Here is a 21,936-nt window from a genome sequence, read left to right on the forward strand (position 1 = left end):
CTTGAGAGGGTAAGGCTCCCAGTAGACGACTGGGTTGATAGGCCGGATATGGAAGCCAGGTAACTGGTGGAGTTGACCGGTACTAATAGGCCGAGGGCTTGTCCTCAGTTGCTCGCGTCCACTGTGTGGTTCCCGGGTTGCGAACAGTCGCACCGGTTGAACCAGTTTCACTTATTAATTGAAGAGTGTGCTTGTTCGCTAAGTGCCGATATCCCGCTCTGCGGGGTGGCCCGATAGAGTTTCGGTGGTCATAGCGTTAGGGAAACGCCCGGTTACATTCCGAACCCGGAAGCTAAGCCTTTCAGCGCCGATGGTACTGCAGGGGGGACCCTGTGGGAGAGTAGGACGCCGCCGAACAATCTTTGAAGGACCCTTGGTCCAGCGTTCACGCTGGACCAAGGGTCCTTTTTTGTTTGCTGATATGCCGAAGCGCGGCCGATGGCCGGCTGCGCGAGAATGACTGTGGTACCCGAAGACAGGAGTCACGCCGATGTCCACCAACTCTCCCGACGATCGTCCGGATCGCGAGCCGCGTCGCAGGGACGGTGGTGACAGGGGAGGTTTCCGCGGCGGTCGTGACGACCGGGACCGTGGGCCTCGTCGGGACAACGACCGTGGTGAGCGCGGGGGTTACCGCGGATCGCGTGACGACCGTGGTGGTCGTCCTGCCGGTGGCGGCTTCCGCCGTGACGACCGGGACCGGGATCGCGATCGTGACCGGGACCGTCAGGGTGGTGGGTTCCGTCGTGACGACCGGCGTGACGACCGTGGTGGTCGTCCCGGCGGCGGCGGTGGCTACGGTCGTCGTGACGACCGCCCCGGTGGCGGCTTCCGCCGTGACGATGAGCGTGGTGGCGGGTTCCGTCGCGACGAGCGTCGTGATGACCGGCGTGATGATCGTGGTGGGTACCGGGGTCCCCGTGAGGACCGGCAGCGTGACGACCGGGGCGGTCGTCCCGTCGGCGGCGGCTTCCGTCGCGACGACCGGGACCGGGATCGCGATCGTGACCGGGACCGTCAGGGTGGTGGGTTCCGTCGTGACGACCGGCGTGACGACCGTGGTGGTCGTCCCGGCGGCGGCGGTGGCTACGGCCGTCGTGACGACCGCCCCGGTGGCGGCTTCCGCCGTGACGACCGCGACCGGGACCGCCAGGGCGGCGGTTTCCGCGGTCCCCGCCGCGACGACAGGCGTGACGACCGGCGCGACGACCGTGGTGGCTACCGCGGCCGCGACGACCGCGGTGGCTACGGCCGTCGTGACGACCGGGAGCGTTCGGACCGCGAGCCCATCAAGCGGCTGCCCATCCCCGACGACGTCACCGGGGACGAGATCGACAAGGACGTACGGCAGGAGCTGCAGAGCCTTCCGAAGGGTCTCGCCGAGGACGTCGCCAGGAACCTCGTCATGGTCGCGAACCTGATCGACGAGGACCCCGAGCGGGCTTACGCCTACTCTCGTGTCGCTCTGCGGCTCGCCTCCCGCGTCGCCGCCGTGCGCGAGGCCGCCGGCTTCGCCGCGTACGCGACGCAGAAGTACGCGGAGGCGCTTGCCGAGTTCCGGGCGGCGCGGCGGATGACCGGCACCGTGGAGCTGTGGCCCGTCATGGCCGACTGCGAGCGCGGTCTCGGCCGTCCCGAGCGCGCGCTGCAGATGGCCGGCGAGCCCGAGGTGCAGAAGCTGGACAAGGCGGGCCAGGTCGAGATGCGGCTCGTCGCCGCCGGTGCCCGCAGGGACATGGGGCAGCTGGAGGCGGCCATCGTCACCCTGCAGAGCCCCGAGCTGGCCTCGAACGCCGTGCAGCCCTGGACCGCGCGGCTGCGGTACGCGTACGCCGACGCGCTCCTGGCCGCCGGTCGGGAGGGCGAGGCGCGTGAGTGGTTCGCCAAGGCGCTGGAGGCGGACAAGGACGGCGCGACCGACGCCTCCGACCGGCTCGCCGAGATCGACGGCGTCGAGTTCGTCGACGTGATGGACGACCTCGACGGGAGCCTGGAGAACCAGGACCTCGACGACCACGAGGGCGGTGCCCCGGTGTCCGAGCGGGGGGCGGAGCCGGGCGGCACCGGTGACGCCGGCACGCAGGCCGACGCCGAGGGCAAGGCGGAGGGCAGGCCCGAGGGCAAGGCGGAGGACACGTCCGCCGAGTAGCGGGCAGGCGGTAGTGATGAAGACGTGTGAGGGCGGTACCCGGCCGGGTACCGCCCTCACACGTGTGGGCCGCCTCAGTCGAGTGCGAGGCTCCGCAGCACCAGGCCCGTGGCCGGCTTCGGGCCGAACGAGGTCGACTTGCGCGGCATCGTGACGCCTTCGCGCGCGAGCTCGCGTACGACCTCTTCGGGCACCGGGTGCATCAACACGGCGGTGCCGCCGTCCCGTTCGGCCTGGGTGACCGCCGCCCGGGTGTCGTGGATGTAGGTGATGTGGTCCGGGGTGTCGGGGACGCGCCAGATGTGGTCGAGCAGCGTCGCGTGGAGCACGGTCGCGTCCAGCGTGCGCCAGGCCTCCGGGCGTCCGCGGGGGACCGTTCCGGAGAGCAGTTCCGGGTCCGGGCGGTCGACGAGATGGAAACGGCCGTCACCGGCGAGCAGGAAGGCGTTGCCCTCGGCGGCCGCTTCGGCGAGGGTGCCTATCGCCTGCTCCAGGGAGACGTCGAGGCCGCGGACGCGGAACGACCCGTCGAGAGCCGACAGGGCGTCGGCGATCGGCAGCCGGCGCAGCAGCCGGTGGATCGCGCGGACCTGGAGCGGGTAGCGGGCGGTGTCGATGAGCAGAACCAGACCGTAGTCCCAGGGGCCGGGCGAGCCCGTGTGTTCGGCGCGCAGGCGCAGATAGGTGGCCCAGCGGTGATGGCCGTCGGCAATGAGGGCCTGGCGGTGGCTCAGGTCGTCCCGGATACGGGAGAGTTCGCCCGCGTCCGTGACCGACCACAGCCGGTGGCTGAATCCGTCCTCGGTGGTGGTGGCGATGACCGGCGGGCCCAGGATGGTGCGCTCGATGACGGCACTGGTCCCGGAGAGTTCGCCACCGCTGCGGTAGGTGAGGAGCAGCGGTTCCAGGTTGGCCGCGGTGGTCCGCATCAGCGCGGCACGGTCGGCGACGACCTCCGGCATCACGTCCTCGTGCGGCAGGACGATGCCGTCGGACGGTTCGGACAGCGCGAGCGCCCCGATGACGCCGCGCTGGAGCAGATCGCCCTTGCGCTGCTCGTACACGTACAGGGCGGGCTCCGGGTCGGCGGCCAGCACGCCGTCGGACAGCCAGCGGGTCAGTGTCTCGGCGGCCTGCCGGTGACGGTCCGCGGGGGAGGCGGCCTGCGGCAGGATGAGACGCACGATGTTGTGCGGATCCGCCGATTCGAGGTGGTGCAGGCCGTCGGGCCTGACGACCACGTCGTACGGCGGCGAGGTCACGGCGGCGAGGCTGCCCACCCGCTCGGGGACGTAGCGCAGTCCGCGGAACGGGATCAGGTGCAGGCCGCCATTGGCCGCGGGACCTTCGTTGTTCATCAGGGCATCGTATGCGTGCACGGGGGATGAGCGATGATCGGGGGAGTGGACCCGAGCGAGGAGCGGATACGGATGAGTCAGCAGGGCACGAACCGGCCGGGCGCCAGCGCGAGCGCGCTGAGCGAGGCGTACGACACGGCCCTGCTCGACCTGGACGGTGTGGTGTACGCGGGCGGGGAGGCGATTGCGTACGCCGTCGAGTCGCTGGCGACGGCGCGTGCCGGCGGAATGCATCTCGCGTACGTGACGAACAACGCGCTGCGCACGCCGGACGCCGTGGCGGCGCACCTCACGGAGCTGGGCGTGCCGACCGCGGCCGGGGACGTGATCACGTCCGCGCAGGCGGTGGCGCGGCTGATCTCCGAGCAGGTTCCGGCCGGTTCCCGGGTGCTGGTGGTCGGCGGCGAAGGGCTGCGGGTGGCGCTGCGTGAGCGCGGGCTCGAGCCGGTGGAATCGGCGGACGACGGGCCGGTGGCCGTGGTGCAGGGGTACGGCGGGCCGGATCTGGCGTGGGGGCGGTTCGCGGAGGCGTGTTACGCGATCGCGCGGGGCGTGCCGTGGTTCGCCTCCAACACCGACCTGACGATTCCCAGCGCCCGGGGCATCGCGCCCGGCAACGGTGCGGCGGTCGAGGTCGTCCGGATCGCCACGGGCGCCGAGCCGCAGATCGCGGGCAAGCCGCTGCCGCCGATGCACCGGGAGACGATTCTGCGGACGGGCGCCGAGCGGCCGCTGGTGGTCGGGGACCGTCTGGACACGGACATCGAGGGCGCGTTCAACGGGGGCGTGGACTCGCTGCTCGTCCTGACCGGCGTGACGGACGCGGCGCGGTTGCTGGCGGCCGTTCCGCAGCACCGGCCGACGTACGTGGACGCCGATCTGCGCGGGATACTGACGCCGCAGCCGGAAGTGACAGAGGCGGACGGGGAGTTCCGCTGCGGGGGCTGGAGCGCGACGGTGCGCGGCGACGAGCTGGTGCTGGACGGCGCGGGGGCGGCGCTGGACGGGCTGCGGGCGCTGTGCGGGGCCGCGTGGACGTATGCGGGGGACGGCGCGTGCACGCTGGACGCGGGGAAGGTGCTGGCGACGCTGGAGTGGTAGCCCGGCGCGCTGATCCGGGCCGGGCGGTCGGCACGTGTGGGGCTGCCCTGACCGGGGTCGGTACGCCCGGGGTCACCACGTCCGGTTGGTCGCCACGACCGGGGTCGCCGGGCTCCCAGCCGGGGCCGTCGGCGCGCAAAGGACCGGCCGGTCTCCGACGTGTGGGACGGCCTGTTCCACAACACGGGCACCAGGAACGACGTCATCGTCCGGGACGTACGCGTACCCCGGACGCTGCTCGGCCTGATCGCCGGGGCCGCGCTCGGCCTGTCCGGCGCGGTCATGCAGGCCCTGACCCGCAACCCCCTCGCGGAACCCGGCCTGTTGGGCGTCAACGCGGGGGCGGCCGCCGCGGTCGTGTCGGCCATCAGCTTCCTCGGCGTCACCTCGCTCACCGGCTACGTCTGGTTCGCCTTCGCCGGGGCCGCGGTCGTCTCGCCCGCCGTGTACGTCCTCGGCGGGAGCCGCAGCGCCACTTCCGTACGGCTCGCCCTCGCGGGGACCGCGGCGACGGCCGCCCTGTACGGGTACCTCAACGCCGTGCAGCTGCTCGACTCGGCGGCGCTGGACCGGCTGCGTTTTTGGACCGTGGGCTCGCTGGCGGCGGCCGAGTCGGGCACGGTCACGAAGGTCGTGCCGTTCGTCACGGTGGGCGCGGTGCTGTCGTTGCTGCTCGCCCGCTGAACGCCATGGAGATGGGCGACGACACCGCCCGTTCCCTGGGCGCCCGTCTGAACCGTACCCGGGTCCTCGCGATGCTCGCGGTCACCCTGCTGTGCGGGGCCGCGACGGCCGCGTGCGGGCCGATCATCTTCGTCGGGCTGATGATCCCGCACATCGTACGGGCCATCACCGGCCCCGACATGCGCTGGATCCTGCCGTACGCCGCGGTCCTCGCGCCCGTCCTGCTGCTCGGTGCGGACGTCGTCGGCCGTGTCGTCGTGCGGCCCTCCGAACTGCAGGTGGGCATCGTCACCGCGCTGATCGGCCGTCCCGTCTTCATCCACCTCGTACGCCGCAAGAGGATGGCCCAGCTGTGAACAGCGCGGTGAAAGCGATACGCACGCCCGGAGGGTTCTCGGTCCGGGTCGAACCGCGGGCGGCGGCCGTCGTCCTGGTGTTCGCCGCGGCCGCCGCGGCCTCGGCCGTCGTTCTCATCGGCAGCGGCGACTTCCCCATGTCCTTCTCCGACGTCGTCGACACCCTGCTCGGGAACGGCACCGCAGCGCAGGAGTTCATCGTGCGGGAGCTGCGGCTGCCGCGCGTGCTCGTCGCCGTCCTCGTCGGGGCGTCCCTCGCCCTCAGCGGCGCGATCTTCCAGTCGCTGTCCCGCAACCCGCTCGGCAGCCCCGATGTGATCGGGTTCGGCCAGGGCGCGACCGTCGGGGCGCTCACCGTCATCGTGCTGTTCGGCGGCGGTTCGCTCGCCGTGTCGGGCGGCGCGGTCTTCGGCGGCCTGCTCACCGGCGTGCTCGTCCACCTCCTCGCGTGGAAGCGCGGCGTGCACGGCTTCCGGCTCGTGCTCGTCGGGATCGGCGTGGCGGCCGTGCTGACCGCGGTCATTCACTACCTGATCACCAACGCCGATCTGGTCGACGCGACCCGCGCCACGCTCTGGATGACGGGCTCCCTCGACCCTGCTGCGTGCCCTGTCCCGGATGCTCAAGCCCTCCCAGGGCCGGGTGCTGCTCGACGGGCAGGCCATCCACTCCATGCCCGCCAAGAAGGTCGCCAGGACGCTCGGCCTGCTGCCGCAGTCGTCGATCGCGCCCGACGGGCTCACGGTTTCCCGTGTGCCCGTGGTCCGGGGCCCGGCTGCGTTCCGGGCCCCGTCGCCCTCTGGGCGGTGCTCCGGGTGCGCTTGGGGCCTGGCAGCCGTGGGGCTTCGCCCCCCTGGGCCTGTGCCGCGCTCGGGCGGTTGCCCGAACCCCTGCGGTCCGTCGATCGTGGGGCTTCGAGTGCGGAGCCGGGGCTTCGCCCCAGGGCTCCATGCGCGCTCGGGCGGTTGCCCGAACCTCCCTGCGGCCCGGTGCCCATGAGCGTCCCCCGATACCCGTTGCCCCAGATCCGTGCCGCGCTCGGGCGGTTGCCCGGACACCCTGCGGGCCGGTGGCCCTGGGGAGACGAGCCCGTCCCCGGGGCTGGAGCGCGGGCCCGATGCGGAAGCGGCCCTCCAGAACGGCGCGGGAGCGTCCGTTACAGCAGTGCTCGAAGGCGGAGGAGGTCGCGGAAGCCGGCTTCGAGGCGGATGCGGCCGGACGCCCACGCTCTCGCGAAGTTCAGGTCGCCGTCGACCATCGCCACCAGGTCGTCGCCCGCCATCGCCAGGCAGATCTGGGCCTTCTCCCTGGGCGGGCCCGGCAGCGTGGCCGTCACCTCGATCCGGCCGTCCTGGAGGCGGCCGGTGAACGTCGTGTCCAGGTCCGTGACGTGGCAGCTGAGGGAGCGGTCCAGCGCCGCCGCGCTGCGCACGTCGCCGTTCGCGTTCGCCAGGTTGTCCGAAAGTCTCTCGAGTGCGCCGAGGCACTCCTGCGTCGTGGCCATCGTGATCGACGGTACCGCAGGGCTTCGCGGTAGCGTCTGGGCATGAGCGACTCCATGCCCGCCCAGGAGGGCCCCGCACCCGAGCCGGAGCCGGAGCCGGCGCCCGACCCCGCCGCGCCCGCGCCGCTCGGCGTGCCGCGCGTGCCCACCGGCAACGCCGACGTGGACGCCCTGCTGGAGAGGCTGGCCGACGCCGACCACCTCGCTGCCGCCGGACACCTGGAGGTGTACGAGGATGTACACCGGGGACTGCGGGACGCGCTGACCGCGCTCGACGCGCGCCCCCATGACCCGTCGCACAACCTCAGGAGCTGAACCCACCGTGGCAGGAGTCGCCCGCCGCCGTCTCGACGCCGAGCTGGTACGCCGCAAGCTCGCGCGCTCGCGCGAGCACGCCGCCCAGCTGATCGCCGCCGGGCGGGTCAGCGTCGGCGGCAACACCGCGACCAAGTCCGCCACCCAGGTCGAGACGAGCGCGGCGATCGTCGTCGCCGCCGACGACAACGACCCGGACTACGTGTCCCGCGGCGGCCACAAGCTGGCCGGCGCGCTGGCCGCCTTCGTACCGCTCGGCCTGAAGGTCGAGGGCCGGCGCGCGCTGGACGCGGGCGCCTCGACCGGCGGCTTCACCGACGTGCTGCTGCGCGCCGGCGCCGCGCACGTCGTCGCCGTGGACGTCGGCTACGGGCAGCTCGCCTGGTCCCTGCAGAGCGATGAACGCGTGACCGTCAAGGACCGTACCAACGTCCGTGAGATGACATTGGAGACGATCGACGGAGTGCCGGTGGACCTGGTGGTGGGCGATCTGTCCTTCATCCCGCTCGGGCTCGTGCTGCCGGCCATGGTCCGCTGCAGCGCGCCCGACGCGGACCTCGTCCTCATGGTCAAGCCCCAGTTCGAGGTGGGCAAGGAACGCCTCGGCAGCGGCGGTGTCGTGCGCAGCCCGGAACTGCGGGCCGAGGCCGTTCGTTCCGTGGCCGAGCGGGCGGGTGAGCTCGGTCTCGGCGTACGGGGAGTCACCGCCAGCCCGCTTCCCGGCCCGTCCGGGAACGTCGAATACTTTCTGTGGCTCCGGGCCGGGGCGCCCGAGCTCGATCCGGCGGACGTCGACCGTGCAGTGGCGGAGGGACCTCGTTGACCACGACAGCAGCGACCACGACATCAGCCAGAACCCGCGTACGCACCGTTTTCCTGCTCGCCCACACCGGCCGGCCCGCCGCGATCCGCAGCGCCGAACTCGTCGTCCAGGGCCTGCTGCGCAACGGCATCGACGTCCGGGTGCTGGAGGCGGAGGCGGCGGACCTGCCGTTGCCCGCCTCCGTCCAGACCGTGCCCGACGCGACGCCGGAGGTGCTCGACGGCTGTGAGCTGCTGATCGTGCTCGGTGGTGACGGGACGCTGCTGCGCGGCGCCGAGTTCGGCCGTGCCTCGGGCGTGCCGATGCTCGGCGTCAACCTGGGCCGGGTCGGCTTCCTCGCCGAGGCCGAGCGGGACGACCTCGACAAGGTGGTCGACCGCGTCGTCACCCGGGCGTACGAGGTCGAGGAGCGGATGACCCTGGACGTCGTGGTGCACAGCAACGGCGACATCGTGCACCGGGACTGGGCGCTGAACGAGGCCGCCGTCCAGAAGGTCTCGGCCGAGCGCATGCTCGAGGTCGTCCTGGAGATCGACGGACGCCCGGTGACCGGCTTCGGCTGCGACGGCATCGTCTGCGCGACCCCGACGGGCTCGACCGCCTACGCCTTCTCGGCCGGCGGACCGGTGGTGTGGCCCGAGGTCGAGGCGCTGCTGATGGTGCCGATCAGCGCGCACGCCCTGTTCGCGAAGCCGCTGGTGACCTCGCCGGACTCGACCCTCGCCGTCGAGGTCCAGCCGCACACCCCGCACGGAGTGCTCTGGTGCGACGGCCGCCGGACCGTGGAGCTGCCCTCGGGTGCTCGCGTCGTGGTCAGGCGAGGAGCCGTTCCGGTGCGGCTGGCCAGGCTGCACCACGCCTCGTTCACGGACCGGCTGGTGGCCAAGTTCGCCCTGCCGGTGTCGGGTTGGCGCGGCGCACCGCACTGAGCGGGTCCCGGCGTTGCCCGGGAGAGTGAATGCGTGGCCGGGGTCCGTCGCGCGGCGGCCCCCGGACCTCGTAAGGTCGTGTCCGTGTTGGAGGAGATGCGGATACGGTCGCTCGGAGTCATCGACGACGCGGTCGTCGAGCTGTCGCCCGGGTTCACCGCGGTGACCGGCGAGACGGGTGCGGGCAAGACGATGGTCGTCACGAGCCTCGGGCTGCTGCTCGGCGGACGGGCCGACCCCGCCCTGGTGCGGATCGGCGCCAAGTCGGCGGTGGTGGAGGGGCGGATCAGGGTGTCCGGCGACGCCCCCGCCGCGCTGCGCGCCGAGGAGGCCGGGGCGGAGCTCGACGAGGGGACGCTGCTGATCAGCCGGACCGTTTCGGCGGAGGGGCGCTCGCGCGCCCATCTGGGCGGGCGTTCCGTGCCCGTCGGCATGCTCTCCGAGCTCGCCGACGAACTCGTCGCCGTCCACGGCCAGACCGACCAGCAGGGCCTGCTGCGCCCCGCGCGTCAGCGCGAGGCGCTCGACCGTTACGCGGGCGACGCCGTCACCGGACCGCACGCCAAGTACGCGGCCGCCTACCGCCGGCTGCGCGCCGTCGCGGGCGAGCTGGACGAGCTGACCACACGTGCCCGTGAACGCGCTCAGGAAGCGGATCTGCTGCGGTTCGGCCTTGACGAGATCGCGGCCGTGGAGCCGCGGGCCGGCGAGGACGTCGAGCTGGCGGCCGAGGCCGAGCGGCTCGGGCACGCCGAGGCCCTCGCCTCCGCCGCCTCCCTCGCGCACGCCGCCCTCGCGGGCAACCCCGAGGACCCGGAGGCCGTGGACGCGACCACCCTGGTCGCCGGCGCGGGGCGGGCGCTGGACGCCGTACGGGCCCACGACCCGGCCCTGGCCGCGCTCGCGGACCGGATGGGCGAGATCTCCATCCTGCTCGGCGACGTGGCCGGCGAACTCGCCGGATACGCGGACAACCTCGACGCGGACCCGCTGCGGCTGGCGGCGGTCGAGGAGCGGCGGGCGGCCCTGACGCAGCTGACGCGCAAGTACGGTGAGGACATCGCGGCCGTGCTGGCCTGGGCCGAACAGGGCGCGGCCCGGCTCACCGAACTCGACGGCGACGACGACAGGATCGGCGAGCTGACCGCGGAGCGGGACGCGCTGCGCCGTGAACTCGCCGAGCTGGCCCAGGCGTTGACCGACGCGCGTACGGAGGCGGCGGCCCGGTTCGCGGAGGCCGTCACCGAGGAGCTCGCCTCCCTCGCGATGCCGCACGCCCGGGTCTCGTTCGCCATCCGGCAGACGGAGGACCCTGACGGAGTGGAGGTCGGCGGCCGGACCGTGGCGTACGGGCCGTACGGCGTGGACGAGGTCGAGCTGCTGCTCGCACCGCACCCGGGGGCGCCTCCGCGGCCCATCGCCAAGGGCGCGTCCGGCGGTGAGCTCTCGCGTGTGATGCTCGCCGTCGAGGTGGTCTTCGCGGGTACCGACCCGGTGCCGACGTACCTCTTCGACGAGGTCGACGCGGGCGTGGGCGGCAAGGCGGCGGTCGAGATCGGGCGGCGGCTCGCGAAGCTGGCCAAGTCGGCCCAGGTGGTGGTGGTCACGCACCTGCCGCAGGTGGCCGCGTTCGCGGACCGGCAGCTGCTCGTCGAGAAGACCAACGACGGTTCTGTGACCCGCTCCGGCGTCACCGCCCTGGAGGGGGAGGACCGGGTGCGCGAGCTGTCCCGGATGCTCGCCGGCCAGGAGGACTCGCAGACGGCGAGGGCGCACGCGGAGGAGCTGCTGGCGGCCGCCCGCGCGGACGGCTGACGGGGGCTCCGGCCGAGGCGGGCGTGTTCGTCGTCCGGTGTCGCCCCGGTGATCGTGCGCACCGGTGCCGGTCGCGGTGAACGCGCGTGATCAGGGCTCGCCTGATCAATAAGGTGGGGCTCATGCGAGCAGGCCAGGACATCAGGAGACCCGCCCGGACCGCCGCCCTTCTCACCGCCTTCGGCGCCACGCGGTCGGTCGTCTGGGTGCTGCGGCGGCGCGTGGGCACCGGTTCCGCGCGCTGGGAGCGCACGAACTACGCCGGACGCACCGTCGACCTGTTCGCCGGACCTGCCGTCGCCGTCGGGTCCGTGGTGGGCGCCCTGCCCGCCCGTACGCGGGGCGCGGCGGCGATCGCCGTCGGCGTGGCCGGATTGTGCGGGGCGTACGACGACACGGCCGGCGCCGGCGACTCGCGGCGCGGCTTCCGTGCCCACCTGGGCGCGCTGCGGCAGGGCGGAGTGACCAGCGGGGCCGTCAAACTGTTCGGGATCGGCGCCGCCGGGCTCGTCGCCGGGGCGATGCTCAAGGAACGGCCGCTCGACAGACTCCTCGCCGGCGTGGTGATCGCCGGCTCCGCGCACTTCGTCAACCTCGTCGACGTGGCCCCGGGGCGCGCTGCCCTCGCCGTCATGGGGCTCGGCGCGCCCGGCCTGCTGCGCCGGGGAGCGCTCGCCGCCGCGCCGGTCGGCGCCGCGGCCGCCGTCGTCACCGACGACCTCGGCGAGCGCACCATGCTCGGCGACACCGGCGCCCATGCGCTGGGCGCGGCGCTCGGTACGGCCGTCGTGGCGGGCAACGGCCGCGCCGGACTCTTCCTGCACGCGGCGGCCCTGGTCACGGCGGCGGTACGGGGAGCCGATGTCAGCAGAATCGCGGCCGAATCACCTATGTGAGTGATCCTGTTACAGAGGACCCCGTTCCGACACAGGCACGACATCAGAACGGTGCCGGAACGTCCGTACGGGCTGGCATCCTTGGCGCGTGAAAGAGCTGCGTACGGTCCAGGTGCTGGGCGGCGGCAGTGCGGGCAGCAGCGCGCACGTCAGATCGCTGGCCGCGGGGCTGGTGGCGCGGGGCGTGCGGGTGACGGTGTGCGCCCCCGCCGAACTCGACCATGCGTACGACTACGTGGGTGCAGGTGCGCACTTCGTGCCCGTGCCGCGCCGGAGCGATCCGCTGTCCGTCGGCGCGCTGCGCGCGGCGTGCGCCGACGCGGACGTGGTGCACGCGCACGGGCTGCACGCCGCCGTGCGCGCCGCGCTCGCGCTGAGCGGGCAGCGCGTGCCGCTCGTCGTCACGTGGCACACCCGCGGGCACGCCGAGGGCGCGCGACGCCGGCTCCTGCGGCTCCTCGAGCGAAGGGCCGTACGGGCGGCGGCCGTTGTGTTCGCCACCTGCTCCGAGCTGGTCGACCGGGCCCGCGAGTGCGGCGCCCGCGACGCCCGGCTCGCGCCGCTCGCGACGCCCCGCGCGTGCGCGGCGCTCGGCCGGCCGGACAAGAAGCGCGCCGAACTGGGCGTCGTCGAGCGCCCCTTGCTCGTCGCCGTCGGCAGCCTCGACGAACACCGCGGCTACGGAGTGCTGCTGGACGCCGCCCGCCAGTGGCGCGCGCTGGATCCGGTGCCGCTGCTCCTGATAGCGGGGGAGGGGCCTCAGTGGGCCGAGCTCCAGCGGCGCATCGAGGACGAGGACCTGCCGGTGCGGCTGCTCGGCCGCCGCGACGACGCGGCCGAGATCCTCGCGGCCGCGGACGTCGCGGTCCTGCCCAGCCGCTGGGAGGCGCGCTCGGTGCTGGCGCAGGAGGCGCTGAGGCTGGGCGTCCCCCTGGTGGCGACGGCCGTCGGCGGCGTGCCCGAACTGGTCGGCGAGGCGGCGGTACTGGTCCCGTACGGCGACGCGGGCGCGCTGGCGTCGGCGGTGTCGGGACTGCTGGCGGCCCCGGCGCGCCGGGAGGAGCTGGCGCGGGCGGGCCGGGTGCAGGCGGGGGCGTGGCCGTCGGAGGACGACACGATCGCGCAGGTGCTGAGTGTGTACGACGAGGTGGTGGGCGGGGGGTGAAGCGGGGCGCTCTGCCGGGGCTTCGCCGCGCAGCCCGTGCCGCGCTCCGCGCGGTGGCCCCGGTCGCCGGACGGGCCGGCTACGCCGCTGCCCGTCCAGCCCCGCTGGGGGGCACCTCCCACGGCCGCCAGGCCGTAGGGGCGGAGCCCGGAGGTGTCGTACGAGACCAGCCCCGCCGGCGATTGAGGCGCGGGGTTCGGGGCGGAGCCCCGCCACGGGGCGCCGGGGGCGGCGGCCCCCGGTCAAGGGGCGTGGCGGCGGGCGCGGAGGGCCAGGCTCAGGGAGAGCACCGTCTCCGGGTCGTCCAGGTCCGTGCCCAGCAGCTCCCCGATCCGCGCCAGCCTGTTGTACAGCGTCTGCCGGTTGAGATGCAGTTCGCGCGCCGTCTCCGCCTTGCGGCCCGCGTGGGCCAGATACCTCTCCAGCGTCGGCAGCAGCGGCGGGCGCGACGTCGCGTCGTGCGCCCGCAGCGGCCCGATCGCGCGGTCCACGAACGCCGCCAGGTCCGGATGCTCGCGCAGACGCCACAGCAGCAGGTCGATGTCCAGACGCCGGGCGTCGTACCAGGGGCGGTCACTCAGGCCGCGGGCCGCCGTCGCGGTCTCCGCCGCGTGCCGCAGCCCCGCGCCCGCCGTGGCCCAGCCGCCCGCCACGCCCACCACGACCACCGGCGGATGCGCCGCCCTCCCGAGCCCCGCCCGTTCGACGCCCGTGCGCAGCGCGTCGGCGACCCGGCCCGCGACCGCCGTCCGGTCGGACTCCGCCCGGAGGCCGACGAGGAGCGGCACGCGGCCCTCCACGGGGCGCACGCCGAGCAGGACCGGCACGCCGAGGGAGGCCAGCGCATCGGAGACGGCCCGGGCGAGCACGGCCCAGTTGCCCGTCGGCGTCAGCTCGGCGGCGAGCCGCATCACCACCGGCAGCAGCGGCCCCGAGCCCGGCTTGAAGCCGAGCACCCGGGCCTGCGCCGGGGCGTCCTCGGGGGCGATGCGGCCCTCGGCGAGATCGGTCAGGAAGTCGCCTCGGCCGCGGGCCGCGAGCTCCTCCTCCTGGCGGGCCTGCATGAGGACGACCGCGAGCGACGCCGCCGCGCGCTCCGCGGCGATGCGGTGGACGGGCAGCAGCGGGGACGACACCGCCAGCAGCACCAGCCGGGCGCGTACGGCGGCCGAGCCCCGGCCGCCGCCGGGCACGTCCACCAGGACGGCGTTCGTCGGCGGCCCCTCCTGGCGTCCGCCGCGGAGCCCTTCCCACACCTGGAGCGGGTCGGCGACGCCCGCCGCGTCGCCGGGGGTGTCCGCCGCGTACAGCAGCTGCCCGTCGGGCGTCTCCAGGAAGACCGGGTCGCCCGTGAACGAGGCGAGGATGCCGAGCACCTGGGGCACGCCGCCGCCGGCCAGGAGCGCCTCGGTGCACCGCCGGTTCACCTCCTCGGCCTGCCGCAGCAGCGCGTAGTGGCCGTTGACGATCTCGGTGTGGATCTCCTCCGTCACCGTCACGAACGGCACCTCGCGGTGCAGCTGCACCAGCGGCAGCCCGGCCGTGCGGGCCGTCTCGACGATCGTGCCGGGCAGGCGCGCGAACCGCGGCCCCAGTTCGACGACGAGCGCGGCGATCCCGCGTTCGGCGAGCCGGTTCACGAAGGCGCGCTGGTCGGCCGGCCGGGTGCCGAGCCCCAGACCGGTCGTCAGCAGCAGCTCGCCGCCCTTGAGGAGCGAGGCGATGTTGGGCACCTCACCGGCGTGCACCCAGCGGACCGTGCGGTCGAGCCGGTCCGCCCCTGCCAGGACCTCCGGCAGCCCGCTGCGGAGGCCGGGCAGCTCCAGCGCCCGCTGCACGGTGATGCCGCCCTGCGTCTCCATGGCTGCGGACGCTACAGGGGCGGCGCAACCTGGGACAACACGGATCAGCCGCCGTACGCGCCCGAGGCCGTCAGCCGCAGGGCGGTGTCGATCAGCGGGACGTGGCTGAACGCCTGCGGGAAGTTGCCCACCTGCCGCTGGAGACGCGGGTCCCACTCCTCGGCGAGCAGCCCGAGGTCGTTGCGCAGGGCCAGCAGCTTCTCGAACAGCTTGCGGGCCTCGTCGACCCGGCCGATCATCGCGAGGTCGTCCGCCATCCAGAACGAGCACGCGAGGAACGCGCCCTCGTCGCCCGGCAGGCCGTCCACGCCCTCGTCCGCGCCCTCCGTCGGGTAGCGCAGGATGAAACCGTCCGACGTCGACAGCTCGCGCTGGATCGCCTCGATCGTGCCGATGACCCGCTTGTCGTCCGGCGGCAGGAAGCCCATCTGCGGGATCAGCAGCAGGGAGGCGTCGAGCTCCTGCGAGCCGTACGACTGGGTGAAGGTGTTGCGCTCCTTGTCGTAGCCCTTCTCGCAGACGTCCCGGTGGATCTCGTCGCGCAGCTCGCGCCAGCGGTCCAGCGGTCCGTCGGCGTCGCCGGACTCGATGAGCTTGATGGTGCGGTCGACGGCGACCCAGGCCATCACCTTGGAGTGCACGAAGTGCCGGCGCGGACCGCGGACCTCCCAGATGCCCTCGTCGGGCTGGTCCCAGTGCTTCTCCAGGTACTGGATCAGCTTGAGCTGGAGCAGCGAGGCGTAGTCGTTGCGCGCCAGGCCGGTCATGTGCGCGAGGTGCAGGGCCTCGGTGACCTCGCCGTAGACGTCGAGCTGGAGCTGGTGCGCGGCGCCGTTGCCGACCCGGACCGGGCTGGAGTTCTCGTAGCCGGGCAGCCAGTCCAACTCGGCCTCGCCCAGCTCCCGTTCGCCCGCGATCCCGTACATGATCTGCAGGTTCTCGGGGTCGCCGGCGACCGCGCGGAGCAGCCACTCGCGCCAGGCGCGGGCCTCTTCGCGGTAGCCGGTGCGCAGCAGCGACGACAGGGTGATCGCCGCGTCGCGCAGCCAGGTGTAGCGGTAGTCCCAGTTCCGTACGCCGCCGATGTCCTCGGGGAGCGACGTCGTCGGCGCGGCGACGATCCCGCCGGTCGGTGCGTACGTCAGAGCCTTCAGCGTGATCAGCGAGCGGACGACGGCCTCGCGGTAGGGGCCGTGGTACGTGCAGTGGTCGACCCATTCGCGCCAGAAGTCGGCGGTCGCCGCCAGCGCGCCCTCGGGGTCCGGCAGCCCCGGCGGCTCCTTGTGCGAGGGCTGCCAGCTGATCGTGAACGCGATCCGGTCGCCGGGCGCGACGGTGAAGTCGGAGTAGGTGGTCAGGTCCTTGCCGTACGTCTCCGCCTCGGTGTCCAGCCAGACGGAGTCCGGTCCGGCCACGGCCACCGTGCGGGTGTCGATCTTGTGCACCCACGGCACCACCCGCCCGTAGCTGAACCGCATGCGCAGCGCGGAGCGCATCGGCACCCGGCCGCTGACGCCCTCCACGATGCGGATCAGCTGGGGCGCGCCGTCACGGGGCGGCATGAAATCGGTCACGCGGACCGTGCCGCGGGGGGTGTCGTACTCCGATTCGAGGATCAGCGAGTCGCCGCGGTAGCGGCGGCGGTCGGCGCTCGGCGGTGCGTCGTTCACGCTGTACGCCGGCCCGAGCCGCCAGTATCCGTGCTCCTCGGTGCCGAGGATTCCGGCGAAGCTGGCATGCGAGTCGAAGCGGGGCAGGCACAGCCAGTCGACCGTGCCGTCCCGGCAGACCAGGGCTGCGGTCTGCATGTCTCCGATGAGTGCGTAATCCTCGATGCGCCCGGCCACGTGTATCTCCAGTCGAACGGCCACGTCCGCCCCGCGGGGCGCTTACTGCAGTCAAGGGTCGTTGACGAGCCGCGGTGACCCCAAACACCACAGTGGCACCGTCGCCACCCCCATGGTGGGGGGTGGCCGGTTTTTCCGGGTGATGGGGCTCCGAGATGCCGGTCGAACGGCCCGGCTCGGCAGCGAGTGTCCGAGCAGGATACGACGCACGCACATGATCCGCGCAGGTGTCCGGACAACGTGACGACGCCGAACGGGCGAGCGGCAGGTGGGCTGCGGTGAACGGTCCGCACCCGGCCCGGGCGAGTCGCCGGGTGTGGCCGGAGCAGCCGTGTCCCGTCGCTGATACCCTGGTACCCCGTGGACCGGTGGCCGTCCCGCTACGAGAAGGCCCCGAAACCGCAGCGACGGCACCCCCCCGAATCCGGGCCGGACGCCGGTACGCACCCCACCAAGCGACCACGGGAGCCCCCTCTTGGCGATGCCGCCCGCTGCTTTTCGAAACAGCACAGCCATGACGACCAAGCACATCTTCGTCACCGGGGGTGTCGCCTCCTCCCTCGGCAAGGGCCTCACGGCCTCCAGCCTGGGCGCGCTGCTCAAGGCGCGGGGCCTGCGGGTCACCATGCAGAAGCTCGACCCGTACCTGAACGTCGACCCGGGCACCATGAACCCGTTCCAGCACGGTGAGGTGTTCGTCACCAACGACGGCGCCGAGACCGACCTGGACATCGGCCACTACGAGCGCTTCCTCGACGTCGACCTCGACGGCTCGGCCAACGTCACCACCGGCCAGGTGTACTCGCAGGTCATCGCCAAGGAGCGACGCGGGGAGTACCTCGGCGACACGGTGCAGGTCATCCCGCACATCACCAACGAGATCAAGTCGCGCATCCGCCGCATGGCCACCGACGACGTCGACGTGGTGATCACCGAGGTGGGCGGCACCGTCGGCGACATCGAGTCGCTGCCGTTCCTGGAGACCGTCCGCCAGGTCCGTCACGAGGTCGGCCGGGACAACGTCTTCGTGGTGCACATCTCGCTGCTGCCCTACATCGGTCCCTCCGGCGAGCTGAAGACCAAGCCGACGCAGCACTCGGTCGCAGCGCTGCGCAACATCGGTATCCAGCCGGACGCGATCGTGCTGCGCGCCGACCGGGACGTACCGACCGCGATCAAGCGCAAGATCTCGCTCATGTGCGACGTCGACGAAGCCGCGGTCGTCGCCGCCATCGACGCCAAGTCGATCTACGACATCCCGAAGGTGCTGCACACCGAGGGCCTGGACGCGTACGTCGTGCGCAAGCTGGACCTGCCGTTCCGCGACGTCGACTGGACCACGTGGGACGACCTGCTGGACCGCGTCCACAACCCCGACCACGAGGTCACCGTCGCGCTGGTGGGCAAGTACATCGACCTCCCCGACGCCTACCTGTCGGTCACCGAGGCGATGCGCGCCGGCGGCTTCGCGAACAAGGCCCGCGTCAAGGTGGAGTGGGTCACCTCCGACGACTGCAAGACGCAGGCGGGCGCGCAGAAGCAGCTCGGCGACGTCGACGCGATCGTCATCCCCGGCGGCTTCGGCGAGCGCGGGGTCGACGGCAAGGTCGGCGCCATCCGCTGGGCCCGTGAGAACAAGGTCCCGCTGCTCGGCCTGTGCCTGGGCCTGCAGTGCATCGTGATCGAGGCCGCGCGCAACCTGGCCGAGATCCCCGACGCCAACTCCACCGAGTTCGACGCCGGCACCGCACACCCGGTGATCTCCACGATGGAGGAGCAGCTGGCCTACGTGGAGGGCGCGGGCGACCTGGGCGGCACCATGCGGCTCGGCCTGTACCCGGCCAAGCTCGCCGAGGGCTCGATCGTCCGCGAGGTCTACGCGGACCAGCCGTACGTCGAGGAGCGCCACCGCCACCGCTACGAGGTGAACAACGCCTACCGCGCGGAGCTGGAGAAGAAGGCGGGCATCCTCTTCTCGGGCACCTCCCCCGACAACAAGCTCGTCGAGTACGTCGAGTACCCGCGCGAGGTGCACCCCTACCTGGTCGCCACCCAGGCGCACCCGGAGCTGCGCTCGCGCCCGACCCGTCCGCACCCGCTGTTCGCCGGCCTGGTGAGGGCGGCCGTGGAGCGGCAGCAGGCCGCGCGCACGTCGGGCGAGTAACCGCGGGCGATACGGTTGACCGGGGTACGGACCGTGCGGGTCCGTGCCCCGGTTTTCGTTTGTGTGTGGTGGAAGGACGCTTTTGATGACCATCAAGGACACGCCCGAGGAGTGGCGGGTCACCGCGACCGAGACGCCGTTCCGGGGCAACAAGACGAGCGTCCGCACCGACGACGTGGTCATGCCCGACGGCGCGGTGGTCAAGCGGGACTACCAGGTCCACCCGGGCTCGGTCGCCGTCCTCGCCCTCGACGAGGAGGGGCGGGTGCTGGTGCTGCGCCAGTACCGCCACCCCGTGCGCCACAAGCTGTGGGAGATCCCGGCCGGCCTGCTGGACGTGCCCGGCGAGAACCCGCTGCACGCGGCCCAGCGTGAGCTGTACGAGGAGGCACACGTCAAGGCCGAGGACTGGCGGGTGCTGACCGACGTCTACACCACCCCGGGCGGCTGCGACGAGGCCGTGCGGATCTTCCTGGCGCGCGATTTGTCCGCGGCCGACGGCGAGCGCTTCGAGGTCGCCGAGGAGGAGGCGGACATGGAGCTGGACCGGGTGCCGCTGGAGGAGCTGGTCCGCGCGGTGCTCGCCGGGGACCTGCACAACACCTGCCTGGTCGTCGGCGTCCTGTCGGCGGTGGCGGCGCGCGCGGGAGAGGGCTTCGACGCGCTGCGCGAGGCGCAGGCACCGTGGCCGGCCCGTCCGTTCGAGGCGTGACGCGGCCTGCGTACCGGGCCGGCCGGGGCTGACCGGTACTCACCGTCGCCAGTGTGACGATCGGTTGATCCGATCGAGCGATCGCGGCGTCCTCCCCGGCCGCTCCGCGCGGTTCGTCGCAGAGCGTGAACTACGCTCGAACCGCCCGTGCGGAGCCCCGGCGGGCTCGGCTCGTGCGCGGACGGACTGGAGCGTGCCCCGTGACGGATCAGGTGCTGGACTTGGGCGACCCCGACCGGGCCGATGCCGTTCGCTCCGGCCGGGGTGACCGGTTCTTCGGCCGCCAGCGGGAACTGAAGTCACTGCACGCCGACATCGAGCACGCCGGACTCGACACCCTCGCGGGCCGCAAGGCCGCCCGTGCCCGCGTCCTCCTCATCGCCGGGCGGCCCGGTTCCGGGCGGACCGCGCTCGCCGAGGAGCTCGCCCGGCAGCTCGCCGACCGGTACCCGGACGGCACTCTGCGCATCAGGCTGGCCGAGCCCGGCGGCCGGCCCGTACCGCTCGACGAAGCGGCCCGGCACCTGCTCGGCGACCTCGGCATCGCCTCGCCGCCCGGGGCCGGTGACGACGAACTGACCGGGATGGTCCGCGAAGCCCTCGCCGCACGGCGCGCGCTGCTCCTCGTCGACGAGGCCCACGACGCCGAGCACGTCGACCTGCTGCTGCCCGACAACCCCGACTGCCTGGTGGTCGCCGTCTCCGACGGTCCGCTGACCGGCATCCCCGGCGTACGCCCCTGCACCGTCGGCGGCCTGGACGCCAAGGCCGCCATCGAGCTGCTCACCGCCTTCACCGGCGAGGTCCGCATCACGGTGGACCCGCAGGCCGCGGAGGCGGTCGCGGAGGAGTGCGGCGGGCAGCCCGCCGCACTGGTCCTGATCGGCGGCTGGCTGGCCGCCCGGCCGGCGGTGTCGGTCGCCGACGCCGCCAAGCGGCTGCGGGCCCTGCCGGACGACGGGGAGCAGCCACGCGGCGTACGGCCGCTGGCCCGCGCGTTCCGCCTGGTCCACGAGTCCTTGCCGTCGCCCGCCGCCCGGATACTGCGCCTGCTCGCCCTGGCCCCCGCCGGATTCGCCGACGCCCACACCGCCTCCGCCCTGGCCGGCTGCTCGGTGGCCGCCGCCCAGGCCACCCTCGAGGGGTTCGCCGAACTCGGCCTGCTGCACCCCGCCGGGGACGGCTTCGAGGTGCCCGGCTGCCTCACCCCCCTGCTGCGCGCGCTGTCGGAGGCGACCGACCGGCCCGCAGAGGTACAGCTCGCCAGGGCCCGCATGCTGGAGCGGACGGTGCGCCGTCTCCAGGCATGCCGCGCGGTCACCGAGCCCGAGGAGTCACCGGCCCGCAAGAAGCTCGCGGGGCTTCCCCGTGCACTGCGCTTCGCGTCGGTGGCCGAGGCCGACGCGTGGCTGCGGGCGCACCGGCCCGCGCTGCTGGCCGCCGCGCGGCTCGCCGTCGACGACGGCGAGCTGGACACGCTGGCCCGCAGACTGGTCGCGGCCCTGGTCAGAGCCCTCGCCGCGCACCAGGGCACGGAGGCCGCCGCGCCCGACCTGTACGGACTGCACCAGCTGGTGCTCGGCGTCGCCGAGCGCCGCGGCCTGCACCGGGAGCGGGCCGCGGCGCTGCTGAACCTCGCCGACCTGGATGCCAGGACCGGCCGCACCGAGGACGCACTCGCCCGCTACCGGGCCGCACTGGACGCCGGCCGGGCCGCGAACGACGCCTATGCCACCGGCCGCGCGATGGAATCCGTCGGCGGTGCCTACCAGGAGCTGGGGGACTGGCAGCGGGCCGCCGACTGGTACGGGCGGGCGCTCGCCCAGCGCCAGGCACGCGGCGAGCAGGCCGACGCGGCCCGGCTGTACGGACGCCTCGGCACGGCCCACACCTACGCGGGCCGCTACGGAGAAGCGCTGCGCAGCTGGCGGGCGGCGGCCGCCGGATACCGCAGGCTCGGCGACGTCCCGGCCCAGGCGCGGGCGCTGAGCGAGGCGGCCCGGGTGCAGGAGTACGCGGGACGGCCGGAGGAGTCGCTGCACACCTGCCGCGAGGCCGTGGAATGGGCGCGGCGCGCCGGCGACGTACGTCTGCAGGCCGCGCTGCAGCTCAGGCTCGCCGACACACTCGACCGTCTCGGCGACCCGGCCGCGGCGCGGCTGCACCGGCTGACTTCGGAAAGACTGCTGGGAACCGAGGCTTCCACCTACGAAATCCGTAGTGCTCCGGAGAAAGATTGATGCTTTGTAAGGCTAG

Annotated in this window: 16 protein-coding genes, 2 rRNA genes and 3 pseudogenes; 17 read left to right on the forward strand and 4 right to left on the reverse strand. The window is 73.3% G+C overall.

Going from position 1 to position 21,936, the window contains the following annotated elements; genetic code table 11:
* From ACLB9X_RS31510 to ACLB9X_RS31525, 4 genes are all read left to right on the forward strand, one after another.
* Positions 1 to 106: ribosomal RNA gene (locus ACLB9X_RS31510) — 23S ribosomal RNA — on the forward strand; the annotation flags it as partial.
* Positions 107 to 240: 134 nt separating this feature from the next.
* A 5S ribosomal RNA gene (rrf, locus tag ACLB9X_RS31515) occupies positions 241 to 357 on the forward strand.
* A gap of 218 nt (positions 358 to 575) precedes the next feature.
* A complete protein-coding gene (locus ACLB9X_RS31520) occupies positions 576 to 1,421 on the forward strand; it encodes a hypothetical protein (protein WP_410363847.1) in 846 nt (281 codons plus the stop codon).
* Positions 1,406 to 2,149, forward strand: a complete 744-nt coding sequence (locus tag ACLB9X_RS31525) for a hypothetical protein (RefSeq protein WP_410363848.1) — start codon at positions 1,406 to 1,408, stop codon at positions 2,147 to 2,149. Before ACLB9X_RS31520 ends, ACLB9X_RS31525 begins: the two co-directional genes overlap by 16 nt.
* Positions 2,150 to 2,223: 74 nt before the next feature.
* Here the strand turns inward: ACLB9X_RS31525 and ACLB9X_RS31530 are convergent, their stop codons facing one another.
* On the reverse strand, positions 2,224 to 3,507 hold the full coding sequence (locus ACLB9X_RS31530) for a DUF1015 domain-containing protein (protein WP_410363849.1): 1,284 nt from the start codon (positions 3,505 to 3,507) through the stop codon (positions 2,224 to 2,226).
* A gap of 72 nt (positions 3,508 to 3,579) precedes the next feature.
* On the opposite strand from ACLB9X_RS31530, the gene ACLB9X_RS31535 reads away from it, so the two are divergent.
* The 4 genes and pseudogenes from ACLB9X_RS31535 to ACLB9X_RS31550 all read left to right on the forward strand — a co-directional run.
* Complete coding sequence (locus ACLB9X_RS31535; protein WP_410363850.1) at positions 3,580 to 4,608, forward strand: HAD-IIA family hydrolase; 1,029 nt, start codon at positions 3,580 to 3,582, stop codon at positions 4,606 to 4,608.
* A gap of 159 nt (positions 4,609 to 4,767) precedes the next feature.
* Positions 4,768 to 5,648: pseudogene (locus ACLB9X_RS31540) on the forward strand (FecCD family ABC transporter permease).
* A pseudogene (locus tag ACLB9X_RS31545) lies at positions 5,645 to 6,244 on the forward strand (FecCD family ABC transporter permease); the annotation flags it as partial. The pseudogenes ACLB9X_RS31540 and ACLB9X_RS31545, both read left to right, overlap by 4 nt.
* A pseudogene (locus ACLB9X_RS31550) lies at positions 6,240 to 6,419 on the forward strand (ATP-binding cassette domain-containing protein); the annotation flags it as partial. The pseudogenes ACLB9X_RS31545 and ACLB9X_RS31550, both read left to right, overlap by 5 nt.
* Before the next feature lie 385 nt (positions 6,420 to 6,804).
* On the opposite strand, the gene ACLB9X_RS31555 reads toward ACLB9X_RS31550, so the two are convergent.
* Positions 6,805 to 7,152, reverse strand: coding sequence for an SCP2 sterol-binding domain-containing protein (locus tag ACLB9X_RS31555; RefSeq protein WP_410363851.1), 348 nt, complete (start codon positions 7,150 to 7,152; stop codon positions 6,805 to 6,807).
* A gap of 42 nt (positions 7,153 to 7,194) precedes the next feature.
* Here ACLB9X_RS31555 and ACLB9X_RS31560 point away from each other — a divergent pair, with 42 nt between their 5' ends.
* The 6 genes from ACLB9X_RS31560 to ACLB9X_RS31585 all read left to right on the forward strand — a co-directional run bounded on the left by ACLB9X_RS31560 (position 7,195) and on the right by ACLB9X_RS31585 (position 13,095).
* The gene (locus tag ACLB9X_RS31560) at positions 7,195 to 7,467 is read left to right on the forward strand and encodes a hypothetical protein (RefSeq protein WP_410363852.1); all 273 of its coding nucleotides are present in this window, start codon (positions 7,195 to 7,197) and stop codon (positions 7,465 to 7,467) included.
* A 7-nt stretch (positions 7,468 to 7,474) separates the two neighbouring features.
* Positions 7,475 to 8,290, forward strand: a complete 816-nt coding sequence (locus ACLB9X_RS31565) for a TlyA family RNA methyltransferase (RefSeq protein WP_410363853.1) — start codon at positions 7,475 to 7,477, stop codon at positions 8,288 to 8,290.
* Positions 8,287 to 9,219, forward strand: a complete 933-nt coding sequence (locus ACLB9X_RS31570) for an NAD kinase (RefSeq protein WP_410363854.1) — start codon at positions 8,287 to 8,289, stop codon at positions 9,217 to 9,219. Before ACLB9X_RS31565 ends, ACLB9X_RS31570 begins: the two co-directional genes overlap by 4 nt.
* Positions 9,220 to 9,315: 96 nt before the next feature.
* Positions 9,316 to 11,034, forward strand: a complete 1,719-nt coding sequence (gene recN / locus ACLB9X_RS31575; RefSeq protein ID WP_410363887.1) for a DNA repair protein RecN — start codon at positions 9,316 to 9,318, stop codon at positions 11,032 to 11,034.
* A 122-nt stretch (positions 11,035 to 11,156) separates the two neighbouring features.
* The gene (locus ACLB9X_RS31580; protein WP_410363855.1) at positions 11,157 to 11,930 is read left to right on the forward strand and encodes a hypothetical protein; all 774 of its coding nucleotides are present in this window, start codon (positions 11,157 to 11,159) and stop codon (positions 11,928 to 11,930) included.
* A gap of 88 nt (positions 11,931 to 12,018) precedes the next feature.
* Positions 12,019 to 13,095: a glycosyltransferase family 4 protein gene (locus tag ACLB9X_RS31585; RefSeq protein ID WP_410363856.1), complete on the forward strand. Its 1,077-nt coding sequence runs from the start codon at positions 12,019 to 12,021 to the stop codon at positions 13,093 to 13,095.
* Positions 13,096 to 13,337: 242 nt separating this feature from the next.
* On the opposite strand, the gene ACLB9X_RS31590 is transcribed toward ACLB9X_RS31585, so the two are convergent.
* The gene (locus ACLB9X_RS31590) at positions 13,338 to 14,957 is read right to left on the reverse strand and encodes a PucR family transcriptional regulator (protein WP_410363857.1); all 1,620 of its coding nucleotides are present in this window, start codon (positions 14,955 to 14,957) and stop codon (positions 13,338 to 13,340) included.
* A 44-nt stretch (positions 14,958 to 15,001) separates the two neighbouring features.
* A complete protein-coding gene (locus ACLB9X_RS31595) occupies positions 15,002 to 16,804 on the reverse strand; it encodes a glycoside hydrolase family 15 protein (protein ID WP_410363858.1) in 1,803 nt (600 codons plus the stop codon).
* A 481-nt stretch (positions 16,805 to 17,285) separates the two neighbouring features.
* On the opposite strand from ACLB9X_RS31595, the gene ACLB9X_RS31600 reads away from it, so the two are divergent.
* From ACLB9X_RS31600 to ACLB9X_RS31610, 3 genes are all read left to right on the forward strand, one after another.
* Positions 17,286 to 18,968 (forward strand): CTP synthase, encoded by a 1,683-nt coding sequence (locus ACLB9X_RS31600; protein ID WP_410363888.1) that lies wholly within the window; start codon positions 17,286 to 17,288, stop codon positions 18,966 to 18,968.
* A gap of 85 nt (positions 18,969 to 19,053) precedes the next feature.
* Positions 19,054 to 19,680 carry an NUDIX domain-containing protein gene (locus tag ACLB9X_RS31605; protein WP_410363859.1) on the forward strand — a complete coding sequence of 209 codons (627 nt, stop codon included), beginning with the start codon at positions 19,054 to 19,056 and terminating at the stop codon, positions 19,678 to 19,680.
* A 200-nt stretch (positions 19,681 to 19,880) separates the two neighbouring features.
* Positions 19,881 to 21,920 (forward strand): tetratricopeptide repeat protein, encoded by a 2,040-nt coding sequence (locus ACLB9X_RS31610; protein ID WP_410363860.1) that lies wholly within the window; start codon positions 19,881 to 19,883, stop codon positions 21,918 to 21,920.
* The last annotated feature ends 16 nt before the right edge of the window (positions 21,921 to 21,936 follow it).

It is taken from the genome of Streptomyces sp. 5K101 (assembly GCF_046506645.1).
Lineage (GTDB): Bacteria > Actinomycetota > Actinomycetes > Streptomycetales > Streptomycetaceae > Streptomyces.